Origin of the sequence: Nocardia sp. XZ_19_369 (genome assembly GCF_015355715.1) — a bacterium.
In the GTDB taxonomy this organism is placed as follows: domain Bacteria; phylum Actinomycetota; class Actinomycetes; order Mycobacteriales; family Mycobacteriaceae; genus Nocardia.
Genome location: NZ_JACVED010000012.1, coordinates 245,970 through 266,829 on the forward strand (window position 1 = coordinate 245,970; position 20,860 = coordinate 266,829).

The 20,860-nt window shown below is 68.0% G+C and carries 18 protein-coding genes; 8 read left to right on the plus strand and 10 right to left on the minus strand.

The genetic code is table 11. The features are described 5' to 3' along the window. Window positions 1-86 precede the first annotated feature (86 nt). The 3 genes from cbiE to IBX18_RS37315 all read left to right on the plus strand — a co-directional run bounded on the left by cbiE (window position 87) and on the right by IBX18_RS37315 (window position 2,788). Window positions 87-1,319: a precorrin-6y C5,15-methyltransferase (decarboxylating) subunit CbiE gene (gene cbiE / locus IBX18_RS37310; RefSeq protein WP_194838128.1), complete on the plus strand. Its 1,233-nt coding sequence runs from the start codon at window positions 87-89 to the stop codon at window positions 1,317-1,319. A 114-nt stretch (window positions 1,320-1,433) separates the two neighbouring features. Next, complete coding sequence (locus IBX18_RS42545) at window positions 1,434-2,051, plus strand: DUF6861 domain-containing protein (protein ID WP_228542359.1); 618 nt, start codon at window positions 1,434-1,436, stop codon at window positions 2,049-2,051. Beyond that, the gene (locus tag IBX18_RS37315; protein ID WP_228542412.1) at window positions 2,048-2,788 is read left to right on the plus strand and encodes a cobalt-precorrin-6A reductase; all 741 of its coding nucleotides are present in this window, start codon (window positions 2,048-2,050) and stop codon (window positions 2,786-2,788) included. The genes IBX18_RS42545 and IBX18_RS37315 overlap by 4 nt, the downstream gene beginning before the upstream one ends. Here IBX18_RS37315 and IBX18_RS37320 read toward each other — a convergent pair. The 5 genes from IBX18_RS37320 to IBX18_RS37340 form a co-directional block, all read right to left on the minus strand. Continuing rightward, complete coding sequence (locus tag IBX18_RS37320; RefSeq protein ID WP_194838130.1) at window positions 2,774-3,304, minus strand: PadR family transcriptional regulator; 531 nt, start codon at window positions 3,302-3,304, stop codon at window positions 2,774-2,776. The genes IBX18_RS37315 and IBX18_RS37320 overlap by 15 nt on opposite strands. 73 nt (window positions 3,305-3,377) lie before the next feature. Next, window positions 3,378-3,644: a hypothetical protein gene (locus IBX18_RS37325; protein ID WP_194838131.1), complete on the minus strand. Its 267-nt coding sequence runs from the start codon at window positions 3,642-3,644 to the stop codon at window positions 3,378-3,380. Window positions 3,645-3,676: 32 nt separating this feature from the next. Continuing rightward, a complete protein-coding gene (gene cobJ / locus IBX18_RS37330) occupies window positions 3,677-5,353 on the minus strand; it encodes a precorrin-3B C(17)-methyltransferase (RefSeq protein WP_194838186.1) in 1,677 nt (558 codons plus the stop codon). Window positions 5,354-5,646: 293 nt separating this feature from the next. Further along, window positions 5,647-6,282, minus strand: coding sequence for a precorrin-8X methylmutase (locus tag IBX18_RS37335; RefSeq protein ID WP_194838132.1), 636 nt, complete (start codon window positions 6,280-6,282; stop codon window positions 5,647-5,649). A 53-nt stretch (window positions 6,283-6,335) separates the two neighbouring features. Next, a complete protein-coding gene (locus tag IBX18_RS37340) occupies window positions 6,336-6,773 on the minus strand; it encodes an Lrp/AsnC family transcriptional regulator (protein WP_135231775.1) in 438 nt (145 codons plus the stop codon). A gap of 137 nt (window positions 6,774-6,910) precedes the next feature. On the opposite strand from IBX18_RS37340, the gene ddaH reads away from it, so the two are divergent. Next, on the plus strand, window positions 6,911-7,753 hold the full coding sequence (gene ddaH / locus IBX18_RS37345) for a dimethylargininase (RefSeq protein WP_373889260.1): 843 nt from the start codon (window positions 6,911-6,913) through the stop codon (window positions 7,751-7,753). A 488-nt stretch (window positions 7,754-8,241) separates the two neighbouring features. On the opposite strand, the gene cobG is transcribed toward ddaH, so the two are convergent. After that, window positions 8,242-9,435 carry a precorrin-3B synthase gene (gene cobG / locus IBX18_RS37350; RefSeq protein ID WP_194838133.1) on the minus strand — a complete coding sequence of 398 codons (1,194 nt, stop codon included), beginning with the start codon at window positions 9,433-9,435 and terminating at the stop codon, window positions 8,242-8,244. A 1,405-nt stretch (window positions 9,436-10,840) separates the two neighbouring features. Here cobG and IBX18_RS37355 point away from each other — a divergent pair. Next, window positions 10,841-11,281, plus strand: coding sequence for a nuclear transport factor 2 family protein (locus IBX18_RS37355; protein WP_194838134.1), 441 nt, complete (start codon window positions 10,841-10,843; stop codon window positions 11,279-11,281). A gap of 6 nt (window positions 11,282-11,287) precedes the next feature. Here IBX18_RS37355 and IBX18_RS37360 read toward each other — a convergent pair whose 3' ends face one another. Then, window positions 11,288-12,838 carry an MFS transporter gene (locus tag IBX18_RS37360; RefSeq protein WP_194838135.1) on the minus strand — a complete coding sequence of 517 codons (1,551 nt, stop codon included), beginning with the start codon at window positions 12,836-12,838 and terminating at the stop codon, window positions 11,288-11,290. 104 nt (window positions 12,839-12,942) lie between these two features. On the opposite strand from IBX18_RS37360, the gene IBX18_RS37365 reads away from it, so the two are divergent. From IBX18_RS37365 to IBX18_RS37375, 3 genes are all read left to right on the plus strand, one after another. Further along, window positions 12,943-13,539 carry a TetR/AcrR family transcriptional regulator gene (locus IBX18_RS37365; RefSeq protein WP_228542360.1) on the plus strand — a complete coding sequence of 199 codons (597 nt, stop codon included), beginning with the start codon at window positions 12,943-12,945 and terminating at the stop codon, window positions 13,537-13,539. Window positions 13,540-13,748: 209 nt separating this feature from the next. Further along, on the plus strand, window positions 13,749-17,501 hold the full coding sequence (cobN, locus tag IBX18_RS37370; RefSeq protein WP_194838137.1) for a cobaltochelatase subunit CobN: 3,753 nt from the start codon (window positions 13,749-13,751) through the stop codon (window positions 17,499-17,501). A gap of 174 nt (window positions 17,502-17,675) precedes the next feature. Then, the gene (locus tag IBX18_RS37375; protein ID WP_194838138.1) at window positions 17,676-18,203 is read left to right on the plus strand and encodes a hypothetical protein; all 528 of its coding nucleotides are present in this window, start codon (window positions 17,676-17,678) and stop codon (window positions 18,201-18,203) included. 97 nt (window positions 18,204-18,300) lie between these two features. Here the strand turns inward: IBX18_RS37375 and IBX18_RS37380 are convergent, their stop codons facing one another. From IBX18_RS37380 to IBX18_RS37390, 3 genes are all read right to left on the minus strand, one after another. After that, a complete protein-coding gene (locus IBX18_RS37380; protein ID WP_194838139.1) occupies window positions 18,301-19,260 on the minus strand; it encodes a YafY family protein in 960 nt (319 codons plus the stop codon). Window positions 19,261-19,325: 65 nt separating this feature from the next. Continuing rightward, window positions 19,326-19,604 (minus strand): hypothetical protein, encoded by a 279-nt coding sequence (locus tag IBX18_RS37385; protein ID WP_135231768.1) that lies wholly within the window; start codon window positions 19,602-19,604, stop codon window positions 19,326-19,328. Window positions 19,605-19,750: 146 nt separating this feature from the next. After that, window positions 19,751-20,725 (minus strand): RimK family alpha-L-glutamate ligase, encoded by a 975-nt coding sequence (locus IBX18_RS37390; protein WP_194838140.1) that lies wholly within the window; start codon window positions 20,723-20,725, stop codon window positions 19,751-19,753. Window positions 20,726-20,860: the final 135 nt, after the last annotated feature.

Genomic DNA, 20,860 nt, shown 5'->3' on the forward strand with positions numbered 1-20,860 from the left:
AAGCGGGCGTCGGACGCGATGAATGGTCGATTGACTGTCACTCCCTGGTGCTCACCAATGACGGCGACGCTGCGCGGGGGGTATCGATGACCGTGACCTGGTCCGGCCCGCCGGTGGTCGTGGCAGGGATTGGTGCCGACGGCTGGGACGGGCTGGGCCGTTCGGCGCGGGAAGCTATCGCCACCGCCGAGGTGCTCTTCGGTTCATCGCGGCAGCTTGCCCTTGTGCCGGAACGGGATTCGGCAGGGGAGCGGGTCGCGTGGCCGTCGCCCTTGGTGCCCGCACTGCCCGGCCTGTTCGAGCGGTACGCCGGCTCCCGAATCTGTGTACTGGCCAGCGGCGATCCGATGTTCTACGGCATCGGAGTGACGTTGGCGCGGTTGCTGGGGGCGAACGCGCTTCGGGTCTTGCCGCAGCCGTCGTCGGCGTCGTTGGCGTGCGCACGGCTCGGGTGGGGGCTGGCAGAGACGCCCGTGGTCAGCGTGGTCGGCCGAGCGCTGGAAACGGTGCTGCCCGAGCTGGCAGACGGGCGGCGGCTGCTGGTGCTCAGCGCCGACGAGGAAACGCCGGCGCACGTTGCAGAGCTATTGGGGCGCAACGGTTTCGGCGATTCCACGCTGACGGTGCTCGAGCAGCTGGGCGGCCCGGCGGAACGGGTCGAGACCGGGATCGCGAAACAGTGGCAGCGGTCCGCTGGCGACCCGCTGAACATCGTCGCCATCGGGTGCGTCGCCGACCCCGCGCATACCCGAGCGACCAGACTGCCCGGCCTGCCGGACGAACTGTTCAGCGGCGATGGGCAACTCACCAAAAGCGAGGTGCGAGCCCTCACCCTGACCGCACTGGCACCCGCCCCCGGCGAACTGCTCTGGGACATCGGCGGTGGATCCGGCAGCATCGCGATCGAATGGTGCCGCACGCATCCCACCTGCCGCGCAGTCACTTTCGAGCGGCTCGAGCACCGGCGACAGCAAATCGTCGATAACGCTGCGGCCCTGGGCGTACCGTATATCGACGTACGCGGCGAAGTGCTCGAGGAATTGCACCAGAGCGCCGAATCCGCCTCGCCGGACGCCATTTTCATCGGCGGCGGACTCACTCAGCATGGCCTATTCGAGACATGCTGGTCGCAGCTGCGACAGGGCGGCAGGTTCGTCGTGAACGCGGTGACCGCCGAATCCGAATCGCTGCTGCTCAGCTGGGCGGCCAGCCGTGGCGGTACATTGCGGAAGTTTCAGATCTACCGCGCGGAGTCGCTGGGATCCTTCACGACTTGGCGCCCGCAGCTCCCGGTCACGCAGTGGTTTGTTGTGAAATAGCACAAAGCGCAGCCGTGAAATGAGGTCCGCGAGTGAAACGAGTTCTGTCCGGCGGGTAGGGTCGGGGCCGAGATCCGGTCATGATCGGAAATCCGGTTCCTGATGGGGAGATAGATGAAATACAAGAAGTTTGCCGCCACCGCACTTTTGGCCATCGCCGCCACCGGCGTCGCCGCGGGTACCGCGTATGCCGCGCCGGTACCGCCCGCGGTGCAGGATCAGACCACCGCCGCGCAGAGCGTCAAGGGCACCGACCAGGGTGTCAGCTACGCGCTGCAGCTGGCCGACGCGGGCAAGTCCGTCGTCACCAGCGTCACCGGCGGTGCGTTCAGCCTGGCCGCCGACAAGCAGTCGGTGACCCTGACCAACGCCGCAGGCGAGGCCGTCACCACCATTCCGCTCACCGCGACCGCCAAGGGCGAGCAGGTCGAGATCGCCGCGGCCATCGCCGACGATGCCAAGCAGCTGACGCTGACCCCGAAGGTCGCGCCGTCCGCGAACGCTCCGGTCGCCGCCGAGTTCATCGGCGCGCAGGAATGGTTCTTCGCCGAACTGCAGCGCGCGTCGCTCGGTGCCGCGGTCGGCGGATTGATCGGCGCCGCTATCGGTTTCCTGTTCTTCGGTGTCGGGATCCTGCCCGGTGCCGTGCTCGGCGCGCTCATCGGTCTTGCCGTCGCCGGCGGGCCGTCGCTGCTGAACGCGGGCATCGCCTACTTCAGCGGCCAGCCCTGAAAACCCTCCTTTTAGGCGGCACCCGGGAAGCCCGGGAGCTCGCTCACATCGCTTCCGGCGAGCAAGGATTCGATATCGTCTCCTCGCTCGCCGGTCGCGTTCGTGACCCCCTGTTGCCAGTCGGCGAGGTGCGGGTCGGCGGGTTCGGTGGGTTCGAGGGACTGCGGGACTGGTTGGTGGCCAACGGGATCGACACCGTGGTCGATGCCACCCATCCGTTCGCGGGCACCATCAGTGCGAATGCCGCTGCGGCTGCGGCCGATCTGGGGCTGCCGCTCGTCCATCTGCGGCGACCCGGTTGGTCCCCGCAGGATGGCGACAAGTGGACCCGGGTACCGGATCTCGCCGCTGCGGCGAAGACGGTCGGTGAGGTGGGCGAACGCGTCTTCCTGACCATCGGCCGTCAGGGTGTCGGCGCCTTTGCCGGACTGACCGAGCCCTGGTTTCTGATCCGCGCTATCGATCCGCCCGAGGGCGCGCTCCCGCTGCGCTACGAACTATTGCTCGTCCGTGGCCCTTTCACCCTCGAAGACGAATCCCGCTTGCTGGCAGACCGGCACATCGATGTGCTCGTCACCAAGGACAGTGGCGGCGATCAGACCGTTGCGAAGTTGACCGCCGCCCGTGCGGCAGGGTTGCCGGTTGTCATGATCGATCGACCTGCGCTGCCTGAAGGCGCGGTGGTCATGGAAAACGTTGCCCAGGTATGGGATTGGCTCCGGTCAGCGCCCGAGTAGTTCGGGCAGGCGATCGAACCAATCGAGCACCGCGCGTTCGTACCCGATGCCGAAATCCAGCGTGGCACGCGCGTAGGGCGGCAGATCGGTCGGGTCCTCGCCGAGATACTTGGTCAGCCGCGTCTGATGAATCTCCCTGTTGGCGGCGATGATTCGGTCCAGATGCGCGCGGTCGAGATGGTGGCCGAAAGACAGCGTGAGCAATAGTGGGAACCGGATGTTTTCGCCGCCCGGGTCGCGAGCGATCCACTCCAGGAAGGTTTCCCGTCCCGCGTCGGTGATCAGGTAGGGCGTGCGTTCCCGTGCGCCCGGTTCGCCTTTTTCCACGAGTCCTGCCGCGTCCATCGCGGCCAGTTCCCGGTAGACCTGGCTTTGCGTGATCGTCCAGAAGTCGCCGATGCGGTCCTGGGCCTTGGCCACCAGATCCCAGCCCGACATCGGTCCTTCGTGGAGAAATCCGAGCAGCGACGCGGCCGTGGAGTTCAACGGCTTGCGGCTGGTCGCGGTCTTCGTCAACCGACTGCTCCCTTCGCTCTCAACCTTCCATAGTGGAATGTTATACGAACGTGCGCCGGATCGGCGGTGACACCTATTTGCCGGCCAGCTGATCGAGCCTGGCGAGCACCAGCGCCATGCCCTCTTCCAGTCGCGCCTGGCCCAGGCGCAGTTCGACGAGGTCTTCCTCGATCTTTTCGGCGCGCCCCTTGATCCGGTCGATACCGTCGAGCGCCTTCCGGGTGAGAGCCGCGAGCTCGCTGAGCACGTCGCCCTGCTCGTCGAGTGCTTGTTCGCTCGCGGTGGCTCGGGCCTCCAGGGCTCGGGCGCGCAGCGTCAGCTCCGACAGTGTCGCGGCCAAGATCCCTCCATTCGTCGGTGCGTCAGCAGATCTTACGCGTCGGGGGCGGCCGCGTCGCCGCTGCGGGCATAGCGTCGTGAGGTGTAAACGCGGACCCCCTGGTCGGTTTCCTGGGCCGTGGTGGTCGACGCGCCGATGATCAACAGGGTGCGCATGTCGACCTCGGCCGGGTCCAGATCGCCGAGCGAGACCACCCGCACGGACTCCGTCGGGCCGCCCACATCGCGGCCGAGCACCACGGGAGTGTCCGGCTTGCGATGCTCCAGCAGCAGGTCGCGCATGGCGCCGACCTGCCAGGTGCGCTGCGACGAGGCCGGGTTGTACACCGCGATCGCCATGTCGGCGGCGGCGACCGCGGAAAGCCGTTGGGCGACAACCTCCCACGGCTTGAGGCGATCGGAGAGCGAGATCATCGCGTAGTCGTGCCCGAGTGGCGCGCCGACCCGGCTGGCCACCGCGTTGGCCGCGGTGAGTCCGGGGAGCACCCGGACCGGCACATCGCGCCACTGGGGATCTGCGGCTTCCTCCAGGACCGCTGCGGCCATCGCGAAGACCCCGGGGTCGCCGGACGACACCACCGCGACACGCGCGCCTCGACGCGCCAGATCCAATGCCATGGCTGCGCGTTCCGACTCGACGCGATTGTCGCTGGCATGCCTGCGCTGGCCCGGGCGTGATGGGACTCGGTTCAGGTAGGTGGTGTAGCCGACGAGATCTGTTGCGTCGGAGAGGGCTTCGTGTACCTCGGTGGTCGTCCACTCGGCGGCGCCGGGGCCGAGACCTACGACGACGACTTGGCCCGGGCGGTCGGCGACGACTTGGCTGGGGCGGTCGGCGACGACCTGGCCGGGGCGGTCGGCGACGACTCGGTCGGGGCGGTGGATGACGACTTGGCCGGGGCGGTCGGCGATGTCTTCGTTGGCGTGCCCAGTGGACAGGGCAGTGCGTGTGTTCGGTGACCCATGCTGTGCCGCAGCAGTTTTCGCGCGAAGGAGCGGGGTGGTCGGTGTCGGGCCGGGGACCAGGGTGATGGAGAAGTACGGCACGTCCGCATCGACTACGTCGGCGGCGCGCAACACGCGCTGACGGGTGCTGCTGGCGCGTTCGACGTAGTAGGCGTCGGCGAGACGCCCGGAATCCGAAAGAGCCTGGCGCACATTGGGATAGGTGCGGCCGAGTTTCATGATGGCAGCGGCCTCGGTGTCGCGGAGCCTGCGGGTGAGCTCGTCGACGGGCATGGTGCCGGGCAGGATGGTCAGCACCTGCTCGCCCTCGACCAGCGGGGTGCCCAGGGCCGCCGACGCGGCGCTCACCGAGGTGATACCCGGGATGATCTCCGCCTCGAACCGATCGGCCAGCCGCCGGTGCATATGCATGTAGGAGCTGTAGAACAACGGGTCACCTGCGGCCAGCAACGCGACGGACCGGCCCGCCGCCAAATGCCCAGCGAGCACTTCTGCGGCCTGCTCATAGAACTCATCGATCGCACCCTGGTATCCGCCAGGATGATCGGTGGTTTCGGTCGTCACCGGATAGACGAGATGCTCCTCGAGCTGCCCCGCCCGCATGTACGGCGCCGCAATACCTCTGGAGATACTGCGCCCATGCCGTGCGCTGTGGAACGCGATCACATCGGCCTCGGCGATCACTCGCGCCGCCTTCACCGTAACCAGTTCAGGGTCACCGGGACCGAGCCCTACGCCCCACAACTTGCCTGGCGCCGTGGGCGATTCAGCGCCGGCGGTATGCGCCGCAGTGCCTACGTCGGCGCCGGTGCTGCGTTGTTGTGCAGTGGTCCGAGCCGCGTGCCCGGCGCCGATCGTGTCGTCTGCGGTGCCATTTCGCGTACTGGCGGGTGCCGTGTGTTGGGACCTGGCCGTGCCGCGTTGCTGCGCGTCGGCGCGTGCCGGGTGTTCGGCGCCGGTCCCCGTGTCGTTTGAGGCGCTGCCATTCCGCGTACCGTCGGGTGCGGTGTGTTCGGCGCCGGCCCTCATGTCGCCCGTCATTCCTGTTCGCTCGCAATCGCATTCAACGCGGACGCGGTGATGGCACTGCCACCGCGTCGACCGCGGACGGTGAGGTATTCGATGTCGCCGAACTCGACCAGCGCGTCCTTGGATTCGGCGGCGCCGATGAAGCCGACGGGAATGCCGATGATGGCGGCGGGCCGCGGTGCGCCCGCGTCGAGTATGTCGAGCAGGTGGAACAGGGCGGTCGGCGCGTTTCCGATGGCGACGACCGCGCCGTCGAGATGCTCAGGCCACAGCTCCAGCGCCGCGGCGGAGCGCGTATTGCCCATGCGCGCAGCGAGTTCCGGCACGCGCGGGTCGGTGAGCGTGCAGATCACCGCGTTGTCGGCGGGCAGCCGCTTGCGCGTCACACCGGACGCGACCATGTTCGCGTCACACAGAATCGGCGCTCCCGCTCGCAGCGCGGCCCGAGCCGAAGTCACCACGCCCGGCGAAAACGCCACATCCCCCGCAAGATCCACCTGGCCACACCCGTGGATCATGCGCACCACCACCTGCGCCACCTCCGGCGGGAACCGATCGAGGTCCGCCTCCGCTCGGATCATCGCGAACGACCGCCGATAGATCTCGGCCCCGTCGGTGAGGTAGCTGGCACGCAAGTCGGACATGGCGTCCACCCTAAGAGGTGCCCTCCCCACCAGGTCGGCGCGGGTAGCCGGGGTCAGGTGCGGGGGCGTTCGAGAATGCGGGACATCACGATGGAGCTGCGGGTGCGGCCGACGCGCGCGTTCTCCCGGATGCGTTCGACGGTCACCTCGATCTCGGCCATGTCGGTGGCCATCACGTGCACCAGCGCGTCGGCCTCGCCTGCGATCGTCCATACGCCGACGACCTGCGGGATAGGTTCGAGACTGCGGCGAAGTTCGGCGGGGGAGATGTTGTCGCGGTAGTACACCTCAACGTAGGCCTCGGTCTTCCAGCCCATCGCCGCCGGATTCACCAACGCCGTGAAACCGGTGATCTGTTTGCTCGCAACCATCTTGTCCACGCGCCGCTTCACTGCGGGTGCGGTCAGGCCGACCGCGCTGCCGATTTCCTGGAACGAGGCGCGGGCTTGTCTGAGCAGGTGCTCCAATATCCGCCGATCGATGTCGTCCACGTCACAGCCCTTTCGCTATTGCGCAATTATTCGATGTTCTAGGGCCGAAATGCGCAACGATTCGATGTTCCTGGCGCAATACTAGGCGAATTACGGTCGTGTGAGCCGCAAGATCGCGCCGACCTCCGGGAGACACGTTGACGTCTGTAGCCACCCTCCGTGCCGAGACCACCGTTCGTAAGCCGTCACCGCGACGGTTCGTCATGTGCCGTCCCGACTACTTCGACGTCACCTACTGCATCAATCCGTGGATGGATCCGGAAGCCCCGGTCGACCGCGCCCTCGCCCTGCTCCAGTGGGAAACCCTGCGCGCCACCTACGAGGAGTACGGGCACAAGGTCGACGTGGTGCCCGGCGTGCCCGGCCTGCCCGACATGGTGTTCGCGGCCAACGGTGGCCTCGTCGTCGGCGACCGGGCGATGTCGGCCCGGTTCACCCACGTCCAGCGGGCCGCCGAGGGCCCCGCGTACCACAACTGGTTCGCGCAGCACGGTCTCGCCGGACTGGTCGACGCCAAGGAGGTCAACGAGGGCGAGGGGGACTTCCTTCTGGTCGGTGACCGCATGCTCGCGGGCATGGGCTTCCGCAGCTCGCTCGCGGCGCATCGCGAAGTGGCGCAGCACTTTTCCCGGCCGGTGCTGTCGCTCGAGCTGGTCGATCCGCGCTTCTACCACCTCGATACCGTGCTGCTGCCGCTCGATGACAACACCGTCGCCTACTTCCCGCCCGCCTTCAGCGCGGAGAGTCAGGCGGTGCTCGCCGAGCTGTTCCCCGACGCCATCGTCGCGACCGACGCGGACGCAGAAGTGCTCGGGTTGAACGGGGTCTCCGATGGGTTGAACGTCTTCCTCAGTGACAAGGCTGTTGCGCTGAGCGAAGCGCTGCGTGCCCGCGGTTACAACCCCATCGGCATCGATATGTCCGAGTTGCTCAAGGCCGGTGGCAGCGTCAAGTGCTGCACGTTGGAGATTCACGAGTAGCTTCGAGACCAACGGCGCTGGTGGTGGGCTGCTTTCGAGCGATGCCGCCGCCAGGGCCGTTCGTCATGGAAGACGTGGTTCTGAGCGGGACAGCGGGGTCCTGAAGGCCGGACTGTGGTCTTCAAGTCGGACTGCGTGGGTTTCGAGTTCGGACCGTACGGTCTTGAAGGTGAGATCGCACGGCCCTGAAGGCGCGACATCGCGGTTTGCGGACGGGATCGCGCCGTCTTCAGGCGTGACAGCGCGGTTCGAGGGCGAGATCGGACGGTCTTGGAGGCGCGACTGTGCGGTTTTGGACGGGACTGCGCGGCTCTCGGGTGGGGACTCGTGGTCTTGATGGCGGGGCCTTGGGTGAGGGGTCTCGTGGCCCGGGGCGGGGCCGCAAGGACTCGAGGGATGGGACTGCGTGGTCTCGAAGGCGGGGCCGTGTGGGTCAGGGGGCAGCGTGGTCCGGGGCGGGTCCGCAAGATCCAAGGCGGACCCGACCGTCAGTCGATTCGGTATCCGGTCTCGGTGGCGACGATGTCGGTGACTGTGCCTCGTGGGCGGCCACAGCGTCGGTCGCAGCCGGACCAGTGCTGGCGGCCCGCGACGGTTATGTCGTCGGCATCGATTACCGGCATGCCTTGGTGCATAGGCTGATTCGACTCCGCGGGAAGAACCCGATCGGACTCGACCGCGGCTGTCACGTCGGCGCGGACGTCGGTGAGCGACTTCGCGCAACCCGGACGGCCCGCGCAGGCGCTGACCTGGAGCCAGGGGGAGTTGGCGTCGAAGATGAGATCCATCGGGGCCAGCACGCGGACAACCTGCTCGGCAGCCCACTCCGCCAAGTCGGTGATGACGAGGCTGCGCCACGGGGTGACGAACACGGGACGTTCGATGGCGGCGATGAATTCGGCGGTCCGGGCGGGCAGCGAGCCCAGGCGGACACCGGCGCCGAGGCTGGCCAAGCCGTCGTCCTGATCCAGCCAGCCGATCGGAACATCCTGAGCCGCACCGAGTTCCACCCGATCGGTGCCGCGTTTAAGCGCGAGTAGTTCAGCGACCTGCTCGGCACCGTTATCGATCTCGTGCAGCCGCCACCGCCCCGCCTCGCCGCCGCGCAGGTCGAGAAACCCGTGCGCGGCAGCGAGCATGACATCCACCGCGTCGGCGGCCGAGACTCGGATACCACTGTCACGCCCCGCCAGCAGCAGCGCGAATTCCTCAGTGCCCGTTGCGTGTACGCCGATATCACCACTGAGCATGCTGACATCCCCACGCCCGTCATCCAGCGTGAACAGCACGCGCCCAGGGAGTTCGGCGAGCCGCGGCGCAGCCAGCAGCCCAGCGTCGAGCGCCGGAACCAACGCATGCACATCCGCGATACCACCGATCCGACCGGACAGCGGCGAAGCCACAATATTGCGCACCCGCTCATGCGTCTGACTAGGCAACAACCCCGCCGCCTCCAGCCGCCCGGTCAACTCACCCGCATCCCGCACCTGCCGCAGCTGCACATTCCCCCGCGACGTCAGCTCGATATTCCCGTCCCCGACCTCCCGCGCCGCCTCCGCCAACACCTGCAACTGCCCCGGCTCCACCCGACCACCAGGCAGCCTCACTCGCGCCAACGGCCCATCCGCCGCCTCATGCAGCCGCAACACGCCGGGACAGGAATCCGGAACACCTCGAGTCATAGTCCGTCCAGGGTACGTACCCGAGCCGACCGGCCCACCAGGGAGGAGACGCCCAGCCCACTGCCGTTGCCCGGCCGCGCCCAGCCCGACTGGTGTGGCCAAGCGCGTCTGGTGTGGCCGAGCTCGGTAGCTCTGCCCAGCTCGGTAGCGTCGCTGAGCCTGACTACCGGGGCCGAGCCCGGTAGCGCGGCCGAGTCCGGTAGCGCGGCCGAGTCCGGCTGGTGTGGCCCGAGCCTGACTAGCGTGGCCGAGAGCCCGGTAGCGCCGCCCCGCCCGGCAGTGTGGCCCTGCCCGACTAGCTTGGTCGAGCCCGGCGGGTGTGGTCGAGCCCGGCTGGCGTGGTTGGGCCCAACTGGCTTGGTCGAGCCCGGCTGGGATGCGAGATCTTGTGCTGCACCGCGTGGCCGAGCCCGACTGGCTTGGTCCAGCCCGGCTGGTGTGGCCGAGCCTGACTAGCGTGGTCGAGCGCGGCTGGTGTGGTCCAGCCCGACTGGCTTGGTCGAGCCCGGCTGGGATGCGAGATCTTGTGCTGCACCGCGTGGCCGAGCCCGGCTGGCATGGTCGAGCCCAGCCGGTGTGGCCGAGCGCGGCTGGTGTGGCCGAGCGTGGCTGGTGTGGCCGAGCGCGGCTGGTGTGGCCGAGCGCGGCCGGCGTGGTCCAGCCCGACCGGCGTGGTCGAGCCCGGCTGGAATGCGAGACCTTGTGCTGCACCGCGTGGTTGGGCCCGGCTGGCTTGGTCCAGCCCGGCTGGTGTGGCCGAGCCTGACTAGCGTGGCCGAGCGCGGCTGGTGTGGCCGAGCCCGACTGGCGTGGCCGAGCCCGACTCGAGTAGTCGATTCACCTCGCGCCGTCCAGCCCGGTAGCGCGGCCCAGCCCGACTTGGCCCAGTTCGCTAGCGTCGCCCAGCTCGCTAGCCTCGGTCAGCCCGACGTCTCGGCGCAGCGCGGCACTAGGGCTGCTCGGCCGCGCTAGTCCTGCTGAGCCGCGCTAGCACGCGCTGCCCTGTTCCCGGCCCGCGCCGCCCGTCCCAGCCGGCCAGCCGGACGGTCCTGGACTACCGCCATCGATGGGCTGCATTTCCGACTACGGTGCTGCCAATTGCTCACGGTGCCTGGATTTTGCGCGCCAGAGCCGAGCCGCGGCATCGCGCCCTTGATCACTACCCGCATGGGATCTCAACAGGCGACGGCCAGTTGCTTCGGGATAGGGACGCCCGCCGCCGCGCCGATCGGCCCGCTGTCACAGTGCTCGGGCAGCCGCATGTACGGCCGAACGTATAGGTCAGCAACTTGGCCGCACGCTCAATGTCGTGGGCGAGCGCGCGCAACGTCGGCGAAAGATTCGCTCAACGTCACCAGTGACGGTCGTCGAGCAACTGCCCCCGAGGATCGCTAGGGTGGGGCTTATGTCCGAAATCTCTACCCTTGCAGACCGACTCGCGATCATCGACGTGATCACCCGGTTGTTCGTCTACACCGATCAGGGGCGGTGGGATGATCTTGCCACTGTTGTCTTCACCCCGAAGGTGGATTTCGATGGAGGCTTCGGCGGCCCGGTCGGCGAGCGGGCAGCGGCGGACATCGTCGAGGACTGGCGGGTGGGGTTGGCCGAGCTGGATGCGGTTCATCATCAGGCCGGGAACCATTTGATCGAGCTGGCGGGTGATACGGCGACCGTGCATGCCGACGCGATCGCGGTGCACGTGAAGAACTCCGCGACCAACGGCAAGACCCGCACCTTCGTGGGCAGTTATGCCCTCGGCACCGAACGGACCCCGGATGGCTGGCGGGTCAACCGATTCCACTACCACCTCAAAGTCGTCGACGGAAACGCCGATCTGACGTAGCCAAGCTCAGATGTGCGCCGGGGTCCGCTGCGGATCGGGAGTGACCGTGGTCTTCCGCGACCGCCCCGGCGCCCAAACCCCAACCACAACAGCGGCACCGAACGCCAAATAGCCGAGGGCGAGGCAGGATTGGTGCGCACCGTGCATGAAAGCGCTCTCGGCGAACTCGATCAGCGGCTGAGCCTGCGGCCCGGCCCGTTCGGCAACCTGGAGCGCCGCCGCGAGTGAGTCACCCACCGGCCCGCGCGCAGGCTCCGGCAGCTGGGGGAGTGCGGGAGCGATGCGCGCGGTGTACCCGGCGGCAAGGATGCTGCCCGCCACCGCAATACCGATCGCCGCCCCGACTTCGCGAGCCGCGTCGTTGACCGCCGCTGCGACACCGTGCTTTTCAACCGGCGTCCCGGCAATGATGGCGGCAGTCGCAGGCGCGGAACACAATCCGAGCCCGGCACTCATCACCAGCAGCGGCCACAGCAGATCGAGATAGGTGCTGTCGACGGTCAATCGAGAGACCGCGACCAACCCGACACCGAGAATCACGAGCCCGGCGACCGTCGGCAAGCGCAATCCGACCCGGTCGGCGATCCACGGCGCGACCGCCGAAATCGCCACCATGGGAACGACCATCGGCGCCATCGCCAACGCCGATATCAACGGCGAGTAGCCGAGAATCAGCTGCAGGAACTGCACCAGCAGCATGAAAACACCGAAGCTGACCAGGAATTGGACGCTCACCGACATCGTGCCCGCGGCGAACCCCCGCCTGGCGAAGAGTCGCACATCCAAAAGCGGATGCGGCACCCGCAATTCGACCAGCGTGAAGATCCCGGCCGCCAGCACACCACCCACGAACATCGCGATCACCAGCGGATCCAGCCACCCTCGCGCGGGTGCCTCGATCGCCGCCACCACGATCAGCCCCACGGCAGCGGCCGAGGTGACAGCGCCCCACGGATCCATCGCCGGTCGCGCCTGATCGACCGATTCGGGAATCGTGCAACCGGCGACCATCAGCAGCGCCCCCGCTACCGCCATGGCGAGAAAAACCGACAGCCACGACCAACGCTCCAGCAGCAGACCGGATCCGAGGATCCCGAGCACCGCCCCCGCCCCCGCGACACCCGCCCATAACCCGACCGCATTGCCGCGCCGAGACTCCGGAAATCCAGCGGTCAGCAGCGACAGTGTCGACGGCATCACCAACGCGGCACCCACTCCGGCGACGGCACGAGCAGCGATCAACGAGGTCGGACTGTCGAAAAGCAGGGGCGTCGCGGACGCCACCGCGAACACGAACAACCCGACGACCAGAACGATGCGCCGTCCATACCGGTCGCCGAGCGCACCCGCGGGCAGCACCAGGCACGCCAGCGCCAACGTGTACCCATCGACGATCCAGGTCAACTGCAACTGGGTGGCCCCGGTGGCAGTCGCGAGCTCCGGCAAGGCCGTATACAACGCCGCCATGGACGCGACGACCAACGCCACCGCCGAACAGGACAGCGCCAACATCCACCGCTGAGCGGCGGACAGTCGCATATGGTCGGTGGATTCCATCGGGCCTCCCGACATAACAGAACTAGCGGTATCGCTACGCTACTATCAGTAGCATAAGTAGCTCGAGTGGCGATAGCCCCTGCGGAACAGGAATGCTGCAACCCATGACCCCGGCAGATGACGACACTGTCGACCCGCGCAAGGTACGCTCCCGCGCACGCCTGCTCGACGCCGCGGCCGCACTGCTGAAAACCGGCGGCGTCGAGGCGGTCACCGTCGAGGCGGTGACCCGCCTGTCCAAGGTCGCCCGGACCACGCTGTACCGGCATTTCGACAATGCCGTGCACCTGCGCGCCGCCACCCTCGAACGCCTGCTGCCCCCGGTCATCGAGGCGCCGCCGGCCGGCCCGCTGCGGGACCGGCTGATCGAATTGCTCACCAGGCAAGCCGAAGTCGTCAACGAGGCCCCGCTGCAACTGTCCACCCTCGCCTGGCTGGCCACCGGCACCGAGCACGGAGAGGGCGCGCCCGCCCTGTCATCGCTGCGGCATCGACTGCTCCAGCAGTACCGCCAGCCGTTCGACGAACTGCTCGACACCCCCGAAGTCCGCGCCGAACTCGGTGAATTCGACCTCGAGCTGGCGCTGACCCAGCTCGTCGGCCCGATCGTCTTCGCGAAACTGATCGGCATCGAGCACGCCACCCCGGCCGACTGCGCGCGCATCGTGGACGACTTCCTGGCCGCCCGCGCGGCGAGCTGACGCCGACCGCCGAGCCGAACCCGGTGGTACGGCAGGTAGCATCTGCCGTGCTCGGCGGGTGACGAGGAAACCGGTGGAAATCCGGTGCGGTCGCGCCACTGTGAATAGCCAGACCCTCTGGGCTCACCCACCCCGCCGGCTCCGCTGGCCGCCGACCCCGGCGGCGAGCAGCAACCGATGGGCGCGTAACCCGAGGAAGGCCGTCACCTGTGATTCTGCTGCTGTCCACGTCCGACACCGATCTGCTGAGCGCCCGCGCGAGCGGCGCCGAGTACCGGTGGGGCAACCCCGCCCGGCTGCTGGTGGACGACCTGCCCGCGCTGCTCGACGGCGCCGACCTGGTGATCGTGCGCATCCTCGGCGGCAAGCGCGCCTGGGAGGACGGCCTCGACGCGATCCGGGCCAGCGGCGTCCCGATGGTGGCGCTCGGCGGCGAGATCGCGCCGGACGCGGAACTGATGGAGTGCTCGACCGTGCCCGGCGGTGTCGCCGCCGACGCGCACAACTACCTGGCCGCTGGCGGGTCGGAAAACCTGCGGCAGCTGCACAACTTCCTGTCCGACACGGTGCTGCTCACCGGCCACGGCTTCGAGCCGCCGGTACAGCTGCCGAGCTGGGGTGTGCTGGAACGGGATTCGACCGCCGACGCCGGTGACGAACGGCCGACGGTAGCGGTGATCTATTACCGCGCACAGCATCTCGCCGGAAACACCGGTTACATCGACGCACTCTGCCGGGCGATCGAAGACGCGGGCGCCCACGCGCTGCCGCTGTACTGTGCCTCGCTGCGCACCGCGGAGCCCGAACTACTTGCGACACTGCGCCAGGCCGACACCCTGGTCGTCACCGTGCTGGCCGCCGGTGGCACGAAGCCGGCCACCGCCTCGGCGGGCGGCGAGGACGAGTCCTGGGACGTCGGCGCGCTCGCCGACCTGGATGTGCCCATCCTGCAAGGCTTGTGCCTGACCAGCGGCCGGGCCCAGTGGGCGGCCAACGACGACGGGCTCTCCCCGCTGGATGTCGCCACCCAGGTCGCCGTCCCCGAGTTCGACGGCCGGATCATCACGGTTCCGTTCTCCTTCAAGGAATTCGACGCCGACGGCCTGTCCACCTACGTCCCGGACGCCGAACGCGCGGCCAGGGTCGCGGGTATCGCGGTGCGCTACGCGCGGCTGCGGCACATCCCGGCCGAGCGCAAGCGCGTCGCGCTGATGCTGTCCGCCTACCCGACCAAGCACGCCCGTATCGGCAACGCGGTCGGCCTGGACACGCCCGCGAGCGCGATTCGCCTGCTCACCGAGATGCGCAGCGCCGGATACGATCTCGGCGAGCCGGGTGCGGTCCCCGGGCTCGAAGAACAAGACGGCGACACCCTCATCCACGCCCTGATCGCGGCGGGCGGCCAGGATCCGGACTGGCTCACCGCGGAACAGCTGGAGGGCAACCCGATTCGGATCACCGCGGCGGCGTACACCGCGTGGTTCGACACGCTTCCGTCAGACCTGCGCGAAGCCATCATCGAGGCGTGGGGCCCGCCGCCCGGCGAGCTCTACGTCGACCGCTCCGCCGACCCGAACGGTGAGATCGTCATCGCGGCCTTGCGTTTCGGCAATGTGGTGCTGATGGTGCAGCCGCCCCGTGGTTTCGGTGAGAACCCGGTCGCCATCTACCACGACCCCGACCTGCCGCCCAGCCACCACTACCTCGCCGCGTACCGATGGCTCAGCTCCACCGAGGGTTTCGGCGCCGATGCGATGGTGCACCTCGGCAAGCACGGCAACCTGGAGTGGCTGCCCGGCAAGACCCTCGGCATGTCCGCCTCCTGCGGCACCGACGCCGCCCTCGGCGACCTGCCGCTGATCTACCCGTTCCTCGTCAACGATCCGGGCGAAGGCACCCAGGCCAAGCGGCGCGCGCACGCGACCCTGGTCGATCACCTGATCCCGCCGATGGCCCGCGCCGAAAGTTACGGCGACATCTCACGTTTGGAGCAGCTGCTCGACGAGCACGCCAATATCTCCACCCTCGACCCGGCCAAACTGCCCGCCATCCGCCAGCAGATCTGGACGTTGATGCGCGCGGCCAAGATGGACCACGACCTCGGCCTCGCCGAACGCCCCGACGAGGACGTCTTCGACGACATGCTGCTGCACGTCGACGGCTGGCTGTGCGAGATCAAGGATGTGCAGATCCGCGACGGCCTGCACATCCTCGGTCAGGCGCCCGCGGGGGAGAGCGAGGTCGACCTGGTGCTGGCCATGCTGCGCGCCCGTCAGCTCTGGGGCGGCGAGCGCAATGTGCCCGGGCTGCGGGAAGCCTTGGGGCTGGACGAATCCGGTACCGAGGTGCGCGGTCGAGTGGACGTGGTGGAGAACCAAGCTCGCGGGCTGGTGGCAGCGTTGCAGGGCGCCGACTGGTCGGCCGACGCGGTCGACAGGCTCGTCGACGAGTTCGCGGCTTCGCTGCTCGCGACAGCGGATGGCTCGCGGTCCGGTGCGACAACGGAGTCCGACAGCCCCACCGAGGCATCCGCATCCAGTCCTCAACTGGCTGCTGACAGTTCGGCCGCGCACGCCGACCTCGCCGAGGCGGCCGCAGTCCTGACCACCGACCCCCGGCTCACCGCGGTGCGTTCCGTGCTCCGCTTCGCCGCGACCGAAGTAGTTCCGCGCCTGCGCCAAACCGGCATCGAGATCGATCGCGTCCTGCACGCCCTCAACGGCGGCTTCATCCCGGCGGGCCCCAGCGGTTCACCTCTGCGCGGCCTGATCAATGTCTTGCCGACCGGCCGCAACTTCTACTCCGTCGACCCGAAGGCCGTCCCGTCCCGGCTGGCCTGGGAAACCGGTCAGGCCATGGCGGATTCGCTGCTGGCGCGGTACCTGGCCGATCACGGCGAGTACCCGCGCTCGGTGGGCCTCTCGGTGTGGGGTACCTCGGCTATGCGCACCTCCGGCGACGACATCGCCGAAGTCCTTGCCCTGCTGGGTGTCCGGCCGGTGTGGGACGAGGCGAGCCGCCGCGTCACCACCCTCGAGGTGATCTCGCTCGACGAATTGTCCCGTCCCCGTGTCGATGTGACGGTGCGCATCAGCGGCTTCTTCCGTGACGCCTTCCCGCACGTACTCGCGCTGCTGGACGACGCGGTGCGGATGGTCGCCGAGCTCGACGAGCCGGCGGAGTCGAATTACGTTCGCGCGCATGCCGAAGCCGACCTGGCCGAGCACGGCGATGCCCGCCGCGCCACCACCCGCATCTTCGGTTCCAAGCCGGGCACCTACGGCGCGGGCCTGCTGCAACTGATCGATTCGAAGAGCTGGCGCACCGACGACGACCTGGCGCAGGTGTACACCACCTGGGGTGGCTACGCCTACGGGCGCGATCTCGACGGCGCACCGGCCGCCGACGACATGCGCACCGCGTACCGCCGAATCGCGGTGGCGGCCAAGAACACCGACACCCGCGAGCACGACATCGCCGACTCCGACGACTACTTCCAGTTCCACGGCGGCATGGTCGCCACCGTGCGCGCGCTCACGGGCAAGAACCCGGAGGCCTACATCGGCGACAGCACCCGGCCCGACGCGGTGCGCACCCGCACGCTCTCCGAGGAGACCTCGCGGGTGTTCCGGGCTCGCGTGGTGAACCCGCGCTGGCTCGAGGCGATGCGCAGGCACGGGTACAAAGGCGCGTTCGAGATGGCGGCGACCGTCGACTACCTGTTCGGCTACGACGCCACCACCAACGTCGTCGCCGACTGGATGTACGAGAAGCTCGCGGAGAGCTACGTTTTCGATGACGTGAACCGCAAGTTCATGGAGCAGTCCAACCCGTGGGCGCTGCACGGTATTGCCGAGCGGCTGCTGGAAGCCGCCGAACGGGACTTGTGGGAGCACCCGGAGCAGGCGACACTTGATCGACTGCGCCAGGTCTACTTGGAGACCGAAGGGGAATTGGAATAGCGCGAAAATCAACCCCCCAATTTCATGGGGAACCGCGAAATGTGTGATCTTGCAAGGTAATTCAATCTGCCCGTTTCTCTCGACAATCCTGTTGTCGAGAGAGCATGATCGATGGTGTTCCACGGCCGTTTCCGGGAAACGCCAATCGAATCGGCTAGATGATTGGAAAGCCTTATGAATATCAGGAAAATGCTCGCTACCGCAGCGCTCACCGTGGCCGCGACCGGTGTCGCCGCGGCAACCGCACACGGTGAAGTGCAGGTGGCCGACGCGATCAGCGGGGTCGATCAGGGTGTCGCCTACACGGCCGCCGTCGCGCCGGACCGCTCGAACGCGACGGTCACGCTCGCCTCCGGCAAGTTCGTACTGACGCCCGATCAGGGCATCTCTGTGCTGGCGCCGGACGGATCGGTGGTCGCCAACGTGCCGACGACCCTCCAGTCGGTGGCGGGTCAGCAGGTGCGGGTCGCGCCGCAAGTCGACGCCGGCGCAACCACTTTGACGTTGACGCCGGTCGGGGCTGCGGTCCCGGAGGCGGGTGCGCCGCAGTTCATCGGTGATGCGGGCACCACCGTCGCCGGTGTGTTGATCGGGTGCGCCATCGGCTTCTTGATCGGCTTGATCTTCGCCATTATCGGCGCCATCCCCGGCTGCATCATCGGTGGAATCATCGGTGGCATCGCGGGTGCCAACCAGCCCTGACGGGAATCGAGAACAGTGACAGCCCAGCCTGTTCGGTGCTTTTATGCCGACCAGGCTGGGCTCACCCGTTTATCGCATAATTCCGGTACGTAATCGTTTATCGGTGACCGGCCGCCCTGCGGAATCGCTCGGCGGTCGCCAGCAGTTGCTCCGCGAGCTCGGCACCCTCGAGTATCTCGAAATCCACGTCGACGGAACCGAGATAGAACGCGAGCATCCGCGGTGAATCCGAACCCGCCCGCACCACACAGTGATCCGGGCCGTCCGGCTCGACGGACACGGCGGGCGGCAGCTGAGCCCGCATGCGCTCGGCGGGCGCGGCCATGCGAACCGTCGCGCGATACTGCCAGGTCGCCGAGCCGACCCCGCGACGGACGCGCTCGGCGATGTCGTCCTCGGACACCTCGCGCGGAGTGAACCGCGGGCCGTTCGGAGTCTTGGGCACAATGCGGTCGACCCGGAAGGTGCGCCAGTCGTCGCGGCCGGGATCCCAGGCGACCAGATACCAGCGCCCGCGCCAGTGCACCAGTCGGTGCGGCTCGACATCGCGGCGCGACGGTGCACCCGAATGTGCTGCGTAGTCGAAGCGCAACCGCTCGCTCGCCCGGATCGCGCCGGCCACCGCGGTGAGCACCTCGGCGTCGACGGTGCTCCGGCCGATATCCGGTGCGTGCACGGTGGCCGAGGTCAGTGCCGCCACTCGGGCGCGCAGCCGTGCGGGCAACACCTGCTGCAGCTTCGCCAGCGCCCGCACCGAGGTCTCCTCGATGCCGGTGACTGCCCCGTTGGCCGCAGTGGCCAAACCGACCGCGACCGCCACCGCCTCCTCGTCATCGAGTAGCAGCGGCGGCAGTGCGGAACCCGCGCCCAATCTGTAGCCGCCCGCGACACCCGGCGTGGCGTGCACGGGATAGCCCAGGGACCGCAGCCGCTCGATGTCGGTGCGCACCGTGCGCGTGGACACCCCGAGCCGCTCGGCGAGCACCGGCCCGGTCCAATCCCGGTGCAGCTGTAGCAGCGACAGCAGGCGGAGTAGCCGCGCGGAGGTCTCCAACATGGGTCGATCATCGCAGGAATCGCGGAAGGTTATCTTCCGCGATCAAGTCGACCAGCGGCTACCGCTCAGCCGACCACCGCATTCATGATCGTGCCCGCGCTGGTGGCGACAACGCCGCCGATCATGCCGCCTGCGATCATCTTCGGCGAGTCGAGCGGACCGCCCTGCCACTTCTCCCAGGCGAATCGTCCACCTGCGAAGGTGATCCCGCAGACCCCGGACAGCAGCACCAGCCAGGTGAGGTAGCGGACCATCTGCAAAATCTTGTCCGAGACCGGCGGCGGTTCCGGGGTCGGATTGCCGATCTGCGCGAGGAGGGCGTCGTGCACAGCGATGATGACCATGGATACGCTCGCTTCGGGGTCGGCGTGGCACCTACCGTAGGCGCCACGGGCGCGTTGTCTGGATGATAGCCATGCTTGTACCGGACAGTATGTGCGGCGCTGACGATTTCGTGGAGCGTACGAAAAAACCTGTCCGAAATATCCGATCAGTGCTGCGGGTGCACCGCTGTGGATCGGCGCAAATACGGCGCGTCGGCCTCAGAAAGGTGCGCGAGCAGGAAGGGAACCGCCACCGTTTCGAAACCTTGCGGAACATCCAGCACCGGATGCACATTCACCTCGAAGACCACGCCGCCGCTCTCGGGCACCAGATCGACACCGCCGAACGGTAGCCCGACCGATGCTGTCGCCCGGATCGCGAGCTCGTGCAGGCGCCGGGGCAGGGCGTTGAGGGGGAGCACGGTCGAGACCGCGCCCTGCGCCTCGTTGCACGGGGCGTCCGGGTCGGCCTGCACGTGCTCACAGACCCGCAGCACCCGCCGGCCGAGCACGACCACGCGGTATTGGTGGCGTCGGCCGCGCTCGTCGAAGTTCTGTGCGTCGCGGGTGAGCAGCCAACTCGTGCCGGTCTTTCGGTAGAGCTCGCGCGCGGCGTGGAGTTGCGCCTCGGTGGTCGCGTGGAATACATCGCGTCCACCGAAGCCGATGACCGGCCGGGTCCAGACGTCGCGCCCGAGCCGTTCGAAGGCTGCCGCGGCGGCGCTCGGAGTGGGATCGTCCAGGACCAGCGACTCCTCCTGAGGGATACCTCCGGCCCGGAATCGTTCGACCGTGCGACGTTTGTCGGTCGCGTTTCGCCAAGCCTGGGCGTCGGCACCGAGGCAGGGGATACCGCTGTCGGCGACGGCCGCTTGGAACCGGGTGAATCGATGCCGATCGATCGGCGGTATCTCATAGACGACGAGCGCGCTCGGCTGGACCTCGATGTGCTCGGACGGCACCGTCAGCGTCGGTGGTCCGTCGACCCGCAGTACTCCCTCGCCGCCGTCGTAGAAATGTCTCGCGTCCAGCACCAGTGGTGCAGCGTCGGTGACCAATTCGACGGCGCGGGCGAGCACAGCGGAACTGCCCTCGGTCGAGCTGTGATCGGTCAGTACGACAATCGGGCCGGTGTTTCTCATCGCGCACCACCGTTCTGTAGTACGGGTGAATCCTCAATCGCGACAGCGTCACTGGGGTCGGCCTGGTTCGGGGCCTCGAATCCGGTTCCGGCGCACGAGTGTGGGTCGACTCGACAACCGAAGCCGCCGACCTGT

Excerpts from the sequence above, each read along its gene's own strand:
- cbiE (WP_194838128.1), top strand. The coding sequence starts at position 87 with ATGACCGTGACCTGGTCCGGCCCGCCGGTGGTCGTGGCAGGGATTGGT.
- IBX18_RS42545 (WP_228542359.1), top strand. The coding sequence starts at position 1,434 with ATGAAATACAAGAAGTTTGCCGCCACCGCACTTTTGGCCATCGCCGCC.
- IBX18_RS37335 (WP_194838132.1), bottom strand. The coding sequence starts at position 6,282 with ATGTCCGACTTGCGTGCCAGCTACCTCACCGACGGGGCCGAGATCTAT.
- cobG (WP_194838133.1), bottom strand. The coding sequence starts at position 9,435 with ATGACTCGAGGTGTTCCGGATTCCTGTCCCGGCGTGTTGCGGCTGCAT.
- IBX18_RS37355 (WP_194838134.1), top strand. The coding sequence starts at position 10,841 with ATGTCCGAAATCTCTACCCTTGCAGACCGACTCGCGATCATCGACGTG.
- IBX18_RS37360 (WP_194838135.1), bottom strand. The coding sequence starts at position 12,838 with ATGGAATCCACCGACCATATGCGACTGTCCGCCGCTCAGCGGTGGATG.
- IBX18_RS37365 (WP_228542360.1), top strand. The coding sequence starts at position 12,943 with ATGACCCCGGCAGATGACGACACTGTCGACCCGCGCAAGGTACGCTCC.
- IBX18_RS37375 (WP_194838138.1), top strand. The coding sequence starts at position 17,676 with ATGAATATCAGGAAAATGCTCGCTACCGCAGCGCTCACCGTGGCCGCG.
- IBX18_RS37380 (WP_194838139.1), bottom strand. The coding sequence starts at position 19,260 with ATGTTGGAGACCTCCGCGCGGCTACTCCGCCTGCTGTCGCTGCTACAG.
- IBX18_RS37385 (WP_135231768.1), bottom strand. The coding sequence starts at position 19,604 with ATGGTCATCATCGCTGTGCACGACGCCCTCCTCGCGCAGATCGGCAAT.
- IBX18_RS37390 (WP_194838140.1), bottom strand. The coding sequence starts at position 20,725 with ATGAGAAACACCGGCCCGATTGTCGTACTGACCGATCACAGCTCGACC.